Consider the following 16,024-nt stretch of genomic DNA (forward strand, 5'->3'; position numbering starts at 1 on the left):
CATGCAGGTCACCATGGCGACCGCTCCCGCCAAACCCGACCAGCCCAACGAAGACTTCACCGGTGCCGTCCCCAACGCAGTCGTGCTCCTCGACGGGGCGGGTTTGTCCGGCACCACGTCGACCTGTGTCCACGGCGTCGCCTGGTACACCCGCCGCCTCGGTGCGGCACTGCTCTCCCGACTGGCTGCCAGGTCCGACGCCGACCTCACCGCTCTGGTGAGCGATGCCATCGCGGAGGTGGCAGACAGCCACCGTGACACCTGCGACATCGACGACCCGAGCACTCCGTCCGCGACCGTCGTCGTCTTCCGGGTCCACGGTGACCGTGCCGACTACCTGGTGCTCGCGGACTCCATTCTCGTTGTCGAACTGGACGGGAAGAGCCCACTCGTCATCACCGACGACCGTGAGGCGGACATCGGGCGGCGTTACCGGGCCGCCATGGATGCCGCCGTCAACGACACCCCAGAACACCAGCAAGCCCGCCGCGCGTACGTCGAAGCCATGCGCGACCATCGGAACCAGCCCGGCGGCTTCTGGGTGGCCGCAGCCGACCCACGGGCAGCGGCGGAAGCCCTCACCGGAAGCCTGCCCACCGACCACCTCACCTCCGTGACCCTGCTGAGTGACGGCGCCAGCAGACTCGTCGACCGGTTCCATCTCGCGAACTGGCCCGAACTTCTGGCCCTGCTAGCCACAGCGGGACCGGCCGAGATCATCCGACGGGTCCGCGACGCGGAGACCAGCGATCCACACGGTGCACGGTGGCCGCGCGGCAAGACCTTCGACGATGCCACCATCACCTACTGGAGTGGCCTCAGGAAAGGTGGCGGCGGTGAAGCGGACTGACCACCGGGCGGTCAGCCGGGCAGGACTGGCCCGGATGGCGGCGTTGGCGCTGCTCTGGGGCTCGGGCTTCCTCTGGATCAAGCTGGCGTTGCGGGGCTTCAACCCGGTGCAGATCGTCTTCGCGCGGCTGCTGCTCGGGTTCGTCGTCCTCGCGCCGCTGGTGCTGTCGCGCGGCCTCGGCTTCCCGCGCGGCTGGCGGGTGTGGGGGCACCTGTTCGTCGCCGCCCTGGTCGCCAACGCGATCCCGTACGTGCTGTTCGGTATCGGGGAACAGACCGTCGGGTCGAACGTCGCCGGGGTGCTGAACGCGACCACCCCGCTGTGGACCCTGCTGCTGGCGTTCCTGGTCGGTGTGGACCGGTCGGTGACCTGGCGGAAGGGGGCCGGGTTCGCGCTCGGGTTCCTCGGGGTCGTGGTGATCTTCTCGCCCTGGGAATCCGCCAACGAGATCGCGAGCTGGGGTGGCCTCGCCTGCCTCGCCGCCGCCGCCAGCTACGGCGTCAGCTACGTCTACATGGGCCGGTACCTGGCCGGTCGGGGAATCAGCCCGATCGTGCTGTCCGCGAGCCAGCTCGGCGCGGCGACCGTACTGCTCGCCCTGGCCATGCCGTTCGCCGGACTGGAACCGCCGGTCTGGCGGGCCGACGCCGTGCTCAGCCTGCTCGTCCTCGGTGTCCTCGGCACCGGCCTGGCGTACGTGCTGAACTACCGCATCATCAGCGACGAGGGCGCCACCGCCGCCTCCGTGGTCACCTACCTGCTGCCGATCGTCGCCGTAATGCTGGGATGGATCGTGGTGGACGAGCCGGTCACCGGCGCGATCCTGGCCGGCGTCGGCCTGGTCCTCGTCGGCGTCGTCCTCACCCGCCGCCGCACCGCCCGCTAGCCACCGGTCGATCCGGTGCCGGCCTTCCCGGTCGCCGGTCTTCTCCGGTCGCTCGCCTTTCCGGCTTGCGGGGCGAAGGCACGATGGCCCGATGGCCCTGACCACACCACGTCCAATCCCCTGGATGACCGCCGGTGCCGTACTGCTGCTGATGCTCGGTGGGAGCCTGCTGTGGTTGCCGATCCACACCCAGCTCGAGTTGGACGACTGGATGACCGAGTTACGCAGCGACGGCGTTCCGGCGCAGGCGGTCGTCCACAACCGGGTGACGGAGGACGGCGGGAACCGGTCCAGCCCGTCGACCACCATGTACTTCCGCTATGAGATTGCCGGCCGGACCCACGAGGCGGAGGTCGGCTGCGTCGAAGTGTGCCGGAACAGGGGCGAGACGGTCACCATCTGGGTGAACCCCGCCGACCCGAGTGACTTCGTCACCGACTTCGACCAGCTCAGCGGGCACCGGGGACGGGTGCAGGGCGTACTCGGGGCGGTCGGGTTCGGGCTCCTGCTGGTGGCGGTGCCGCTGACGTTGTCGCGTATCCCGTTCCGGCGCTGGGTTCCGGGCCGCCCGACCCGGGAGCGGCGGAATCGGTCCCGGACACCGACCGATGACCGGGCGTTCATCAGTCGCTCGAAGCACAAGCGGGGCAGTCGCCGGTGACGGGGCGATCCGTCCGCACACGACGTCGAACTAGGGCTGAGCTTCGTGTGGACGTCTGTGTCCCGACCCCCGGCTGGCACCGTGGGGTCCAACGGAATCGTCGAACGTTGGAGAATCGATCGGATGGAGACCTGGCGTCTGCTGGCGGGTGTCGTCGCATGTCTGGCCGTGGGCCTCGCGGGTATCGCACTGGCCACCAATTTTCGCGGCGTTGCGGAGTGGCACGTGCGACAGTCGATGGCATTCGCCTCGGCCCCGCTACGGCAAGTTCCGCCGTGGCGTTGGCTGCCCGAAGTGCCGTACGAGAAGCGGCTGGCACGCCTGATCCTGCTGGACCGCGCGATCGGCATCGTGTTCGCCGCTGCCGGCGTCCTGGCCGTTCTCGCCTACGGCTCCGCCACCAACACGCCCCTGACCGGCACCGGTCGTGTGACCATGAAGTTTGGTCATGACACGCCGGGCAGGGGGACAACAACTTCTTGGTCAACGCCCAGCAGCAGGGGATCAACGACAGCGGCCCCCGAGCAGCATTGCTGCTGTTCAAGGGCCGTAGTCGCACCTGATGGCGGGTAAAGGATTCGAACCTGTGTGCCTTTTCGCGACGGATCTACAGTCCGTCCGCGTTCCGGGCAAGCGGTGAACTGCCAACTGCGCACACGTGACGTCCGCTGCGGCAACCCAAAATCCTGCCACCATCTGCCGCAGTGGCAGGCGTCCTAGCTCACTTCATGCTTGGCCCCGACGGGTCATCCCCAAGGCGTGCCGGTAGAGGTCGGGCACCCGGAACCGACGGACCTCTTCCTGAGTACCTTCATGCACCGCTATCAGACCCACCTCTAGCGCCAGTTCGAGCTGTTCCAGCGCATTCGGATTCACGGCCTCAATGTCACCAGGGACAAGTGGGGTACGACCGACCACCTCCAAGGCATCGACCATCGCCTTGAGTTCGGGAAACTCCTCGTGGAGCGCCCCTACGGCCTCCGCACTGACCTGCTCCAGGCTGGGGACGAGCGCACGTGGCCGTATGACGCTCTGGTCATAGGAGCCCCGCTCCACCATTTCCCACTCCACTGCCGTGGCGAACAGTTGGGAAAGAGTCCGAGGGCTATGATCACCCTGACCATCGGCGAGCCTGTTCCATACCCAGTTGCGGGTAAAAGTGGTCTTGGCACCCTTCATGCGCTCGCCAATCAGGACGTTCCACGCTTGAAATACCTCTTCAGTCCGCCAGGCATCCACATCGGAAGCAATTCCAATGTCAGTCAGAATTGCCTGAAACGCTCTACTCCGGACCGCCTGCTTCAGCACAGTCTTGAAGTAGTCTGCCTGGTCTCTCCATCGAAGCTGCACGTAGCGTCCGAACAGGTGGCTCTTGTTTTCGAACTGCAACTGTTGCCAGATATCGAGACGCAATAGCACCTTGAAGGACAAGTTCTCCAGCCGCGTCTCAGCCTCGGTAAGGAATGTGAACAGACCGGCGACTGCTTCTGTTCTCCGGTTGCGACTAGCCACGTCGTTTCCGAAACCAGTATCCAGCCCGTCGAACAGGAGGAACCTCGGCGCCGGCAGACTCTTATCAAGGTCTCGAAGCCACCGGGCAGCAAGCAGCCCTGCCTGCGCATCCTCCATCATCTTAATGACGGTCTCGACGACAAAAAGTTCATCCGTATGCCCTGGCTGCACAAAATCATCTACATCGATTTTGAACCGCAAAGGTGGCGTGGTTTCAGGCCGTCTAGGCAGCGCCAAGAAGGTAGCTAGAGCGGTATAACAAGCCCAGAAACGCGACCACCCTGCCCCTCGCGCAATTAATGCATCATCGACCGCAGCAAACCCTTCGACGCCAAGCACCCATGGGAACCTATTGCGGAATGTATGAGGGCACATGACTACGACCGGCGGATCGCCGCCAGGACGGTCCAGCAGCCATCGAAAGACAGCCGTCTTGCCCGTCCCCTTCCGCCCAATTACGAGCGGATATTGCGAGTCTGATGCCTGTATGGCTACGCGGGTCTTGACAAAGTCATCGAGGAGGTTCTCGTGGACCTCTGCCTGCCCGCGAGAAAAGTTCAACTCGCGAAGCGCTTCACGCTTACCGCTTAAACGGACCGTGCCTTGAGACGAAGATTGCGGCAGCAGCTGCTCAAGCCAGTCGACAACCGGACCGTATGACTCGTCTACCGCCGGCGAAACCTCCATGAAGTCTTTGAATGCCATATCGGGCGAATAGCTGACACTGTGAGTCAACTCGTCGGCCTGCAGGGCGCCGACATCCAAAGAGCGCCGGTCAGCAGCCTTAGCGAGCCAACTGTCAATCCACGTTAGCGCACGCTCGCGAACCCGGCCAGCAGAGGGACCGGGTGGAACAGGCGATACGAGAAACCTCGGTTCCGGCGAAATTGTACGCACACCGTCCGAACGCCTTGTTCTAGCAGCTAGAAGTGACTGAACCAGCAACTCGGTACCCAATTGAGCCTGCGGATGCGGAAAGAAGCAGACGACCGCTAGGTCGGATATATCAAAGAGCAGCGGCGCACTAATAGGCGATATTCCAGTGCGGGAGTCTACAAGGATGAGTTCGGGCTGTATGGAGGATACGGATGCCAAATCAAACAGCGCGTGTAGAGGGTTACTCTCCTCGACGTACCAATTCTCTGGCTCAAGGAGTCGCAGGCGTTGTGCATAGTCAGCCCCGAGCCGACCGGAGGGAAGGCAATAAAGCTCTTCAGCCTCACTCACCCGCTGCACATGATCCCTAATGTCGACCTCATCCCCCCGCTCAAGGGCTAGCAGCAAGGGGAGAACCCCCTGCCCGGGACTAGGCTCGGTGAGACGCATCAGATGATGCAGCCCAGGCGCTTCAAAGTCCATGTCGATGCAGAGAACGCGCCGGCCACGTGACGCAAGTATCCGTGCAGCAGCGGCCAACGCTGTTGTTCGACCAACGCCGCCACGAAGGCTGTAGAAGGTGACAACTGCGGGAGAAACGATGTCTTCGTCTAGATCGCTTGCGAAGAGGAGCGGCAGGTTCGATGATTGGCCAAGCGCATCGGACCAAACCGGCAATGCGCCTTCAACTTCTCGTGGCGGAGGACCATACCACTCCTCTTCTGCCGATGTAAGTAGTTCCGCAGCCTCTACCTGCCCCTCTAAACCACTAAGGAGCAGGTTACGCCTTTCCACATCCGACAGACCGGCTAGGGAATCGCTGACCAGCCGTACGCGCCAGCCGTTCTCCATCCCGCGTGCGATGTGAACACGAAGGTCGGCCACACCGCTGTTCAGGCCATTCTGTTCCAGCGCGCGCTTTACGGCATCCGCATCGGACTGTTCGGGGTTCATGACTTCCTTCCGCTGTTCCGAAGCGGGCGAGCGTACCTAACCCGGCGTGTCACGATGCCGGCCAGTTCGATCGCTCCGTTGAGCAAGTCTCTCGGCGCATGTGGCGAGTCCACTATGCAGGTATATCTGATGCTCGTGCTCCAGTAGTCCAGGAACGCGCGCTTGTGACCCCCGATGTCTTCTCTGCGGAGACCAGCTGCGTCCCACAACCCCTGTAGATCATGTCCAGCTTGCCCGGATCGCGGGAATGGCTTGCCCGACCGGTTGAGAAGGTCCTTCAACTTGCACTCGATGACGTAGCCAGCCAGGTAGAGAGCCCCGCACAGATGCCCCCCATCCGCTAGATGCTTCGCCTCGGTCGCACGCATCCGCGCAGCGTCCTCATACACGCCGATGGCTCCTCTCCCCGTCAGGCGTCCCCTAACCTATGCGTTCGGGCCGCTGCGCCCAAGTGCCTGGTCGGCCCGTCGTCTATCAGGCGGGCTGCTGGGGCAGCCTGCTCGGTAATGACCTACTCGGTCCGTTCATCCGAAGGCGTCACCGATCTTGTCGTTCATGGTGTCGTCTCCCCCGTCGATGCAGCTGGCGTAAACCCGGAGCAGCACCGCGACGCCGTGGCCCAAGCGCCGAGCGACCTCGGTCGGTGGGACGCCGGCATTCAGCCAGAGCGAGACCGTCGCATGCCGCAGTCCGTAGGGCGACCGACGAGCGGTGGGGCGACCTGCGATTCGGTCAGCACCTTCTCGCGGGCGAACTTCCACCACCGGTCGTAGACCAACTCGGAGAGCGGTCCGCCCGCCGTGCTTCCCCGGAAGAGCCGACCATCCGAGCCGACGCCGTGATTCTCGGAGTGCGCGGCCAGCAGCTCGATGATCCGGGGTGGAATCGGGACCGTGAGGTTTCCTGCCGCTCGGTGCTTAAGTCAGCGCCGCTCGTGGCAGCCGCCGTCATCGATCCAGTACGACCCGGCACGCGGCGAGGTCCCGGCGAGCACCAGACGGCCCCAGCGGGGTTCGGTCTTTGGGTGGTCGCAGGAAGCCGAGGGCTTGAGGGCCGCCAGATCGTCGAAGTCGGTCCCGCAGCCAAGGCAGTGGGGGAAAGGTCACCGTCGTTCCGCCGCAGGCCGGTCGCTTCGTAGGGCCGCATGCCGCGTAGCAAAGGCAGCCGAAGAACGCCGTCACCCTGTCGGCCCGGTTGCCGAGAGATTGCACCGCCTCCAGCAGCGTGGCGACCTGGGCCGGGTTCGCCACCACCCGCCGGTCGTTGAGGTGCGCGACCTCGGGGGCGGTCCACTGGACCCGGCATCGGGTTGGAGTCGATCAGCTCCAGCTCGACGGCGTACCCGAGGGCCGTTGTAGAAGGTGGTCCGCTTGCGCTGGGCGGTAGAGGCCGCTGCCGGCCTGCCGTCAAGGCGCGCCTCGCTCTGCGCGGCGCGGTAACCCGGCGGGTGGCTCTCCGCCCCGAGTCTGCTGATCCGAACGGCGGAACGATCACAGCCAGGCGGTACGGAAGCCAAACCGGTCGGCCGCGTCGGCGATCAGGGCTTCCGACTGCCGCGCCAGTCCAATCCCGGGACTGGCTTTGCCCCGGCTCCTCTCCCGCATCCGCGGTACCTTACCGCGACCCCGCTCAGCCGATCGCTACACGCACGGACTCCGCCAGGACCGGACCCAAACCCCAGCGTTCGCAGCCCCAGAGGACCCTCAGCGGGCAAGATCGACCTGCCCACAACCAGTCGTCAACCGCTGGACTCAGCCGGACCCCGCCAGACAAACCACTACGGCCCCCGATCAGCATTTCTGCTGGTCAGGGGCCGTTGTCGCACCTGGTGGCGGGTAGAGGATTCGAACCTCTGTAGCTTTCGCGACGGATTTACAGACTTGCCCGTACCCGCGACGCCCGCCGACAGGATGCCCAGGTCAGGGCCGGTCCGGTGAGGAGCCAGCATCTCCCGACTCCCCCGCGTGCCCGTTGCGTGCCCGATCGGAAGATCCACCGCCCTGCCGTGCCCGATCAAGGCGGCCCGCAAGCGGGCCGCGCCGGCCCGGCCACGCTGAGAGGACACAAACCTTGAAGACCTCGGGGCTCCGCCCCGAACCCCGGCCCTCCTCAGAGATGCCGCCGCAGATCACCTCGCCGGGCACCGCAAGGGCTACCAGTCTCCCCGGACCGGGACAAGGTGGAGCGCCCTACCGGACGAACGACCTTGGCCCGGTCCGGGGAGACTGGTCGGTCGGTGACTGCCCGACGAAGAGATCCGCTCTCAAGAGCCAGCTTTTTCCTCTCCACCTGCAGACTTTGCAGGCACGAGGGGATCAGCCGCCTCCCACAGCGCCTCCGCAAGCTGCTTGAGCGCATCCGCACCCGACTCAGGAACCCTCATGAAGACGGTGTTGGCGGTGCCAATGGTACCCAACGAGGCCCCCAGCATGTAGACCTCGCCAGTGTCAGCGACGATCAATCGATCGTGAAGGGTCGAGCTGCCCGTCGCGCGAATCTCGATGTCTGGAGCGGGGTCCAAGCTCGCGAGCGCAACGGCCAGTTCCGCTCTCGCCTCCGTGCTGTTTTGTACTGCTTGGAGATCAGCACCCGCTTGATCCGCGTTGACTGAAGCACCGTTTCCAGCTGAGGCAGACGGAAGTAAGGGTCGACCAGGAAGGCGTCGCCCAATCGCGCTATTTCGCCAATCAGCCTGGCGTAGGCGAAGCGGTCTGTGGTTTCCAGCACCACAACTGGCGATCGCTCGTCCTGGTCCAAGGCCCTCTGCGTGTCCTTAAACAGAGCGTCACCAAGCCGGGTCAGCTGAAGTCGTTCGTCTTCAGAGGCAGAGATCCACTTGATGCGCACGAGATGGTCAACAGGATGCTCTTCTGTGGTCTCGCGAACCCCGTAGAACTGCTGGCCGAAAGCCTGCAAGATGCGTTCCATGCTCTGCGTCAGGGCACCGGGCTGAACAACCTTCGTCGTGGTCTTTGGGGCCGGCTCGTCAAACCACAGCTTCACCTCCTCCAGAGTCGGACGGTAGCCCGACCGGTTGCATGCCTGGATGAAGGCCAACGTCCTGCGCTGCCCAGTTGCGACGATGTCCACAGCCACCCTCCCGAGATCAACCTGCCGCCACCGCGTGCCCGCTGCATGCCCGATCAGCGGGTCGATCAGGGTCAACCACGGAGAACGGTGGAAGGAGACAACGAAGGCCCCTGACCAACGTTTCCGCAGGTCAAGGGCCTTGCTGTTCCCTGGTGGCGGGTAGAGGATTCGAACCTCTGTAGCTTTCGCGACGGATTTACAGTCCGCTCCCATTGGCCGCTCGGGCAACCCGCCAGGGCGTCGCCACCACGCCGTAACGCGGCAGCGGAGCAAGGATAGCGGTTCCACCCCGGCCTCGTGCAACCGGGTACGGTCAGGGGGTCGTACCGCTGCCCAGTGGGCGACCCGTGACACCACGTTCAGACCCCGGACAGCAAGCAGGAGCAGAGGATCATGGCAGCGAACCCGTCCTTCGACATCGTGAGCAAGGTCGACCGTCAGGAGGTCGACAACGCCCTCCACCAGGCGGAGAAGGAGCTTGCGACGCGGTTCGACTTCCGGGGCACCGGCGCGGAGATCTCCTGGTCGGGCGAGGAGGCGATCAGCCTCCAGGCGGAGACCGAGGAGCGGGTTCGCGCCGCCCTGGAGGTCTTCAAGGAGAAGCTGGTCAAGCGGAACATCTCGCTCAAGTCCCTGGACGCCGGCGACCCGCGCCCCTCCGGCAAGATCTTCAAGATCGACGCCAAGGTGATCCAGGGCATCGAGTCCGACAAGGCGAAGGCGATCAGCAAGAAGATCCGCGACGAGGGGCCGAAGGGCGTCCAGGCGCAGATCCAGGGCGACCAGCTCCGGGTCACCGGCAAGAAGAAGGACGACCTCCAGGCGGTCATCACGCTGCTCAAGACCGAGGACTTCGGGATCGCCCTCCAGTTCACGAACTACCGCTGAACGGACGTCTCCGGCTGACCCCGGCGGGTGTGCCAGGGGTCAACCGGAGCAGGACGGCCGCCCGGGGAACCCGTCGTCGGAGACCTACACTTCGGCCCACCAGCGACCGGGGAGCGTGGGGATGCGGTTACGGGACGTCGAGATGGGCGACGGGCCGGCGTACGTGCGGATGCGCTGCGACCCGGAGATCATGGCCCACCTCGGCGGGCCGTTCTCCCGGGACCGGGCGGAGGCGCAGGTGGCCCGGGATGTCGACCTGGTCGCCAGCGGCAACGCCCTGATCAAGATGATCGTGGTGGACTCACCGAAGCCGAAGCCGAAGCCGGAGACCGGGCCGGAACCGGAGACCGAGCCGGAGTCACAGCCGGAGCCGGAGTCGGAGACCGTGGCCGGCACGGTGACGCTCTGGCGGCACGAGGTGAACGGGTCGGCGGGGGCGGAGATCGGCTGGCTGGTGCTGCCCGCGTACCAGGGTCGGGGGCTGGCCCGGCGGGCCGTGTCGACGCTGCTGGGCGAGGCCCGCCGGGACGGCCGGTGGGGCGTGGTGCACGCCTTCCCCGGCGTCGACAACACCGCCTCGAACCGGCTCTGCCGCACGCTCGGCTTCACCCTGGTCGGGGTGCGGGACACCCCGTTCCGAGATCAGGTTTTCCGGACCAACCACTGGACGATCGACCTGCACTGATCCAGCTCAGGCCGGCGGCGCGACGACGGCCAGGCCAGGCCAGGCCAGTACGACAGCCAGGCCAGTACGACGGTCAGGCTGGTTCGACGGTGAGGCCGGGCTCGGCGCGTACCGCCCGGGTCTCGGCGGTGGCGATGGAGCCGCCGGGGCGGCCCGCCACCCCGGCCACGACGGTGACCGCCGCCGCCGCGAAGACGAACGCCCACGGCACCCCGCCGGCCCGGTCGACGATCAGGCCGGCGACCGCCCCGCCGGCCGCGCTCGCGCCGACCGACATGGTGACCACCCAGGTGTACGCCTCGTTGAGCATGCCGGCGGGGATGACCAGGCCGACCATGGTGTTCTCCAGGGTCAGTGCGGGGGCGATGGTGGCCCCGCCGACCACCAGGGCCACGCCGAGCGCCAGCGGCGTCGGCATCAGCGCGAAGACCAGGAAGCTGGTCGCCACCCCGGCGAGCAGCCAGGTGAACAGGCGGGTCATGTTGCGGGCCGGGCGGCGGGTGCCGAACCAGATGCCGCCGGCCGCGCTGCCCACCCCCCAGACGGCCAGCAGCAGCCCGGCCAGGCTCTGCGCGTCGGTGTCGGTCCAGGCGCTCGCGTACGCCGGGATGCTCACCCCGGCCGCGCCGAACGCGAGCCCGAGCCCGGCGGCGCAGCTCAGCAGCGCCGGGAACCCGGCGACCCGTAGTGGGCCGAGCCCTCGGGCGTGCGCGTGCCGGGGGTGCGGCTGCCAGTTCCGCATCACCCGCCCCAGCGCGATGACCGTGGTACCGACCAGGGTGACCAGCGCCGCCCCGACCAGGGCCGCCGCCGCGTCGGCGACCAGCACGAACGCGGCCACCAGCAGCGGACCGACGACGAAGACCACCTCCATCAGGGTGGTCTCCGCCGCCAGCGCGGCGTTGCGCAGGTGGTACCGGCCGCTGACGACCGTGGTGAGGTCGTTCCACGCGCCCCGGATCGCGGCGGTCAGCGGCGGGTAGGCGGCCCCGGCCAGCCCCGACGCGACGTACGTCAGGGGCAGGGTGTCGGTCCGGCCACGGGCGGCCAGCAGCAGGCCGACCAGGGCGAGCGGGTGGGCGACCGCGGTGGTGAGGAGCACCGGGGTGGGGCCGATCCGGTCGGCGAGCCGGCCGGCCACCGGGCTGAACGCGGCCCCGGCCAGCGCATACACCCCGCCGGCGACGGCGGCGAGCGCGTACCGTCCGGTGGTCTCCTCGACCAGCAGCAGCAGGGCGAGCGGGGTCATGCCGACCCCGAGCCGGCCGACAATGCCGGTGACCAGCAGCACCGGCGCGCCGGGGATCCGCCAGACGGCCTGGTACTGGCGCAGTGCGGCCATGGCAGCGCTCCTCGGGTGGTACGGCTGGTCAACCTAACCGCTTCAACGAGCGGGCCGGGTGTTGGTGTGCCCATATCCGGGCCGGTACGTCGGACACGCGTCCGCCCGCGACCGGACGATGGTCGCGGGCGGACGGGACTTACTGGTCAGGCGGCTGGTCGCCGGCCGGGCGGGTTCAGCGCAGGTACTGCACCGGGCCGCTGTTGGCGGCCATCTGCTCCAGGCGGCGGACCCGCTCCTCCATCTTCGGGTGGGTGGAGAAGAGTGCGGCGATCCCGCCGCCCTTCTTGAACGGGTTGTCGATCATCAGGTGCGCGGTGCTGGTGAGCTGCCCCTGGGCGGGCAGCGGGCGCATCTGGGTACCCATGTGGATCTTCCGGAGGGCGCTGGCCAGGGCCAGCGGGTCCCGGGTGAGCTGGGCGCCGGACGCGTCCGCCTGGAACTCGCGGCTCCGGCTGATCGCCAACTGGATCACCGTGGCCGCGATCGGGCCGAGGATGATGGTCAGCAGCAGCACGGCCGGGTTCGGGCCGTCCTCGTCGTCCCCGCCGCCGAGCGGGATGAAGAAGGCCAGGTTCGCCAGCATGGTGATGATGCCGGCCAGACCGGCCGCCACGCTGGAGATCAGGATGTCCCGGTTGTAGACGTGGGACAGCTCGTGCCCGATCACGCCCCGCAACTCACGGTAGTCGAGGATCTCCACGATGCCCTGGGTGACGCAGACCGCCGCGTTGCGCGGGTTGCGGCCGGTGGCGAAGGCGTTGGGCTGCGCGGTGGGGCTCACGTACAGCCGCGGCATCGGCTGCCGCGCCTCGGTGGCCAGCTCACGCACCATCCGGTACAGCTCGGGGAACTGTGCCTCGCTGACCGGTTGCGCCCGCATCGAGCGCAACGCGAGCTTGTCGGAGTAGAAGTAGGTGACCCCGTTCATCAGCAACGACACGACGACGGCGATGACCAGTCCGCCACTGCCGCCGAACCAGTAGCCCACCGCCAGGATCAGCGAGGTGAGCAGGCCGAGCAGCGCGGCGGTCTTGAGACGGTTGTGGTGCACGATCACTCCTTCGGTGCCCGGACCCACCAGTGGATCCGTCGACCGGTACAACAACCCGGTACCCCGCAACCATCCGTCTAATAACTGAGAGTTATCTGGGAGCGGGGCGCGAGGTTGCTGGGGAGTGGGTGCGGCAGGTGTGTGCAGGGTGCCGTCGCGGTGCAGAAAGCGGCAACAGGGTGCCTCTTCTCACACCAGCCCGAGCAGCAGTTGGGGGGCGAAACCGAGCAGGACCGCGACGGCCGTGGCGGCGGCGAGCGCCACCGTCACCGCCCGGGTCGGCCGGGTGCCGGTCGTCCCGGCAGCGTCCCCGGGGGCGTACAGGGTGGCGGTGACCCGCAGGTAGTAGGCCAGCCCGAGGACCGCGTTCAGGGCCACCACCAGGGCGAGCCAGCCGGCCCCGCCAGTGGTCAGCGCCCGCACCACGGTCACCTTGGCGAACAGCCCGGCCAGCCCCGGCGGCAGCCCGGCCAGCCCGATCAGGGCCAGCCCGAACGCCGCCCCGACCCAGCGGTGCCGGCGGGCCGCCCCCCGGTAGTCGGCGACGGTGCCGCCGTCCGCGCCGGCCGGACGCAACGCCACCACCCCGGCGAACGCGGCGAACTCCAGCAGCACGAAGAAGACCGCGTACCCGACGACGGCGGCGTACGCGGCGGTGCGGGCGTCGGCCCCGCGCCCGGCGGCCAGCGCCAACGCGCCCAGCGGGGCCAGGATGTAGCCGGCCTGGGCCACCGACGACCAGGCGAGCAGCCGGACCATCCGGCGCTGCCGCAGCGCCACCAGGTTGCCCACCGTCATGGTCGCCACGGCGAGCAGGGCCAGCACCGGGCCGGTGACGGTGGCCGGCAGCGCGTACTGGACCACGGCCAGCAGCGCCACCACGCCACCCAGCTTCGAGGCGGTCGACAGGTACGCGGCCACCGGCACCGGCGCGCCGTCGTAGGTGGCCGGCGCCCAGGCGTGGAACGGCACCGCCGCCACCTTGAACGCCAGCCCGAGCACCAGCAGCGTCACGGCGACCGTGGTCAGCGGCAGGTCCAGCAGGTCGGAGCCGGCGGTGAGGGCGCTGCCCAGCGGACGCAGGTGCAGCCGGCCGGTGACCGCGTACAGCAGCGCCGCGCCGAGCAGGGTGACCGAGGTCGCCACCACGCTGACCACGAAGAAGGTGACCGCCGCCTCGGCTCCGGCCCGGCTGCCCCGGCGCAACCCGACCAGCACGTACAGCGGCAGGGTGAGGGTCTCCAACGCCACGACCAGGGTGATCAGGTCGCCGGCCGCGCCCAGCACCACGCCGCCGGTCATCGAGCAGGCGAGGAGGAAGCAGTACTCCCCCACCGGTACCCGGCCGTCCCGCAGCAGCGGGCCGGACAGCGCCAGCACCCCGAGGGTGAGCAGGGCGAACAGCACCCCGACCAAACCGGCCCGGTCGTCGGCGAGGTACGAGCAGCCGTCGGGGACGCAGAACGTGCCCCGCTCGCCGCCGGCCCCGACCAGCGCCGCGCCGACGGCGGTGGCGAGCGCGCCCGACGCGGCCGTGCCGACGGTGACCCGGGGGCGGGCCACCAGCAGGTCGGCCAGCAGGACCAGGACGGCGGTGCCGGCGGCCAGGTACGCCGGCAGCAGCGCCACATTGTCGACGGACTGGACCACGCTGGTCACGGGCGGACCACCTCCACGAGGGCGGCGACCGGCGTCTCGGCCACCCCGAGCACCAGCGCCGGAACCAGGCCGATCACCAGGGCGAGCAGCACCAGCGGGGCCCACGCGACCAGCTCCGGGACGGCGATCCCGGGCGTGATGCCGGCCACCGCCGGACTGGGTCGGCCGTGGGTGACCCGGCGCAGCAGGCGCAGGAAGTAGGCGGCGGTCAGGGCCGCGCCCACCGCGCCGAGCACACCGAGCGTGGTCCACAGCGGCCCGCCCACCTGGATCGCGGCGACCACGGCGAACGCCTCACCCCAGAAGCCGGCGAGGCCGGGCAGCCCGAGCGAGGCGACGGCGGCGAAGGCGAGCAGCCCGGCCAGCCGGGGCGCGGTCTCCCGCAGCCCGGACAGGTCGGCCAGCGCGCCGGTGTGGGTACGGTCCTTGACCGCGCCGGCCAGGAAGAACAGCAGGCCGGTGATCACGCCGTGCGCGACATTGCCGATCAGGGCGGCCTGGATGCCGGTGGTGGTAAGGGTGGCGATGCCGAGCAGCACGAACCCCATGTGCCCGACGCTGGAGTAGGCGATGAGCCGTTTCAGCTCGTCCTGGGCGAGACAGACCAGCGAGCCGACGACGATCGCGGCGACGGCGAGCACGCCGAGCACCGGCGCGGCCCAGCGGGCCCCCTCCGGGGCCACCCCGACGGCGACCCGGATCAGCCCGTACGTGCCCATCTTGAGCAGCACCCCGGCCAGGATCACGCTGCCCACGGTCGGTGCCTGGGTGTGCGCGTCGGGCAGCCAGGTGTGCAGCGGCCAGAGTGGACTCTTCACCGCGAAGGCCAGCCCGAGCAGGGTGAACGCGGCCAACTGGGTGCCCCGGGAGAGCCCGGTGCCGCCGGTCAGCGTGGTGAGGTCGGCGGTGCCGGCGGCGGACACCACCACGTACACGCCGACCAGCAGCAGCACCGAGCCGGCCAGGGTGTAGAGGGCGAACTTGCGGGCCGCCGCCCGCGCCGCGTCCCGGTCCACCGGCTGGTAGGTCGCGTGGCGGCGGGCCATCCCGGTGCCGGCGGTGCCGCCCCAGCCGGCGATGACCGCGTACATGGGCAGCAGGACGACCTCGAAGAAGAGGAAGAACAGCACCAGGTCGAGGGCGAGGAAGGTGCCGAGGATGCCGACCTCGATCACCAGCAGCAGCGCGACCAGGGCCCGCCCGGATCCGCCGCCGGGCACCCGCCACAGGGTGTACCCGCAGCAGAGCAGGGTGAGCAGGGCGGTCAGCACCACCAGCGGGTACGAGATGCCGTCCACCCCGAGGTGGAAACGCAACTCCAGGGCGGGTACCCAGGGCACGTCGACCCGGTGCCAGGGCAGCACCGCCGGCTCGGTGGCGGTGTACGCGGTCCAGGATCGGGGGCCGGTGGCCAGCAGGGCCGTGCCGGCCAGGGTGAGCGCGGCGACGGCCACGCCGACCAGCCGGGCGGCCCGGTCGTGCGGCAGCACGGCGACCACGACCGCGCCGAGCGCCGGCACCGCCAGCACCGCGACCAGCAGGAACTGACCGAACGTCACGCCGCACC

General features: G+C 68.4%; 12 protein-coding genes and 1 tRNA gene. 6 read left to right on the forward strand and 7 right to left on the reverse strand.

Annotated features, from left to right (window positions below; translation table 11 throughout):
- Position 1 precedes the first annotated feature (1 nt).
- The 4 genes from PVK37_RS02705 (at position 2) to PVK37_RS02720 (ending at position 2,970) form a co-directional block, all read left to right on the forward strand.
- Positions 2–850, forward strand: a complete 849-nt coding sequence (locus tag PVK37_RS02705) for a protein phosphatase 2C domain-containing protein (RefSeq protein WP_275032089.1) — start codon at positions 2–4, stop codon at positions 848–850.
- Positions 837–1,736 (forward strand): DMT family transporter, encoded by a 900-nt coding sequence (locus tag PVK37_RS02710; protein WP_275032090.1) that lies wholly within the window; start codon positions 837–839, stop codon positions 1,734–1,736. Before PVK37_RS02705 ends, PVK37_RS02710 begins: the two co-directional genes overlap by 14 nt.
- 124 nt (positions 1,737–1,860) lie before the next feature.
- Complete coding sequence (locus tag PVK37_RS02715; RefSeq protein ID WP_275032091.1) at positions 1,861–2,397, forward strand: DUF3592 domain-containing protein; 537 nt, start codon at positions 1,861–1,863, stop codon at positions 2,395–2,397.
- 123 nt (positions 2,398–2,520) lie between these two features.
- Positions 2,521–2,970, forward strand: a complete 450-nt coding sequence (locus tag PVK37_RS02720; RefSeq protein WP_275032092.1) for a hypothetical protein — start codon at positions 2,521–2,523, stop codon at positions 2,968–2,970.
- Positions 2,971–3,123: 153 nt separating this feature from the next.
- Here the strand turns inward: PVK37_RS02720 and PVK37_RS02725 are convergent, their stop codons facing one another.
- The 3 genes from PVK37_RS02725 to PVK37_RS02735 all read right to left on the reverse strand — a co-directional run bounded on the left by PVK37_RS02725 (position 3,124) and on the right by PVK37_RS02735 (position 9,063).
- Positions 3,124–5,739: a KGGVGR-motif variant AAA ATPase gene (locus PVK37_RS02725; RefSeq protein WP_275032093.1), complete on the reverse strand. Its 2,616-nt coding sequence runs from the start codon at positions 5,737–5,739 to the stop codon at positions 3,124–3,126.
- Positions 5,740–8,196: 2,457 nt separating this feature from the next.
- The gene (locus PVK37_RS02730; protein WP_275032094.1) at positions 8,197–8,904 is read right to left on the reverse strand and encodes a hypothetical protein; all 708 of its coding nucleotides are present in this window, start codon (positions 8,902–8,904) and stop codon (positions 8,197–8,199) included.
- 75 nt (positions 8,905–8,979) lie between these two features.
- A tRNA-Tyr gene (locus tag PVK37_RS02735) sits at positions 8,980–9,063 on the reverse strand.
- A gap of 159 nt (positions 9,064–9,222) precedes the next feature.
- Between PVK37_RS02735 and PVK37_RS02740 the strand changes: the two genes are divergently transcribed.
- Together PVK37_RS02740 and PVK37_RS02745 are read left to right on the forward strand one after the other, a co-directional pair.
- Complete coding sequence (locus tag PVK37_RS02740; RefSeq protein ID WP_275032095.1) at positions 9,223–9,717, forward strand: YajQ family cyclic di-GMP-binding protein; 495 nt, start codon at positions 9,223–9,225, stop codon at positions 9,715–9,717.
- Between the two features lie 121 nt (positions 9,718–9,838).
- On the forward strand, positions 9,839–10,402 hold the full coding sequence (locus PVK37_RS02745; protein ID WP_275032096.1) for a GNAT family N-acetyltransferase: 564 nt from the start codon (positions 9,839–9,841) through the stop codon (positions 10,400–10,402).
- Between the two features lie 73 nt (positions 10,403–10,475).
- Here PVK37_RS02745 and PVK37_RS02750 read toward each other — a convergent pair whose 3' ends face one another.
- The 4 genes from PVK37_RS02750 to PVK37_RS02765 all read right to left on the reverse strand — a co-directional run bounded on the left by PVK37_RS02750 (position 10,476) and on the right by PVK37_RS02765 (position 16,016).
- Complete coding sequence (locus PVK37_RS02750) at positions 10,476–11,744, reverse strand: MFS transporter (protein ID WP_275032097.1); 1,269 nt, start codon at positions 11,742–11,744, stop codon at positions 10,476–10,478.
- A 175-nt stretch (positions 11,745–11,919) separates the two neighbouring features.
- Positions 11,920–12,798, reverse strand: a complete 879-nt coding sequence (htpX, locus tag PVK37_RS02755) for a zinc metalloprotease HtpX (protein ID WP_275032098.1) — start codon at positions 12,796–12,798, stop codon at positions 11,920–11,922.
- A gap of 189 nt (positions 12,799–12,987) precedes the next feature.
- Positions 12,988–14,457: an NADH-quinone oxidoreductase subunit N gene (locus PVK37_RS02760; protein ID WP_275032099.1), complete on the reverse strand. Its 1,470-nt coding sequence runs from the start codon at positions 14,455–14,457 to the stop codon at positions 12,988–12,990.
- Positions 14,454–16,016, reverse strand: coding sequence for a complex I subunit 4 family protein (locus PVK37_RS02765; protein ID WP_275032100.1), 1,563 nt, complete (start codon positions 16,014–16,016; stop codon positions 14,454–14,456). Before PVK37_RS02765 ends, PVK37_RS02760 begins: the two co-directional genes overlap by 4 nt.
- Positions 16,017–16,024: the final 8 nt, after the last annotated feature.

The sequence above is a fragment of the Micromonospora cathayae genome (genome assembly GCF_028993575.1).
GTDB lineage: Bacteria > Actinomycetota > Actinomycetes > Mycobacteriales > Micromonosporaceae > Micromonospora > Micromonospora cathayae.

Excerpts from the sequence above, each read along its gene's own strand:
- PVK37_RS02715 (WP_275032091.1), top strand. The coding sequence starts at position 1,861 with ATGACCGCCGGTGCCGTACTGCTGCTGATGCTCGGTGGGAGCCTGCTG.
- PVK37_RS02725 (WP_275032093.1), bottom strand. The coding sequence starts at position 5,739 with ATGAACCCCGAACAGTCCGATGCGGATGCCGTAAAGCGCGCGCTGGAA.
- PVK37_RS02745 (WP_275032096.1), top strand. The coding sequence starts at position 9,839 with ATGCGGTTACGGGACGTCGAGATGGGCGACGGGCCGGCGTACGTGCGG.
- PVK37_RS02720 (WP_275032092.1), top strand. The coding sequence starts at position 2,521 with ATGGAGACCTGGCGTCTGCTGGCGGGTGTCGTCGCATGTCTGGCCGTG.
- PVK37_RS02740 (WP_275032095.1), top strand. The coding sequence starts at position 9,223 with ATGGCAGCGAACCCGTCCTTCGACATCGTGAGCAAGGTCGACCGTCAG.
- PVK37_RS02750 (WP_275032097.1), bottom strand. The coding sequence starts at position 11,744 with ATGGCCGCACTGCGCCAGTACCAGGCCGTCTGGCGGATCCCCGGCGCG.
- PVK37_RS02705 (WP_275032089.1), top strand. The coding sequence starts at position 2 with ATGCAGGTCACCATGGCGACCGCTCCCGCCAAACCCGACCAGCCCAAC.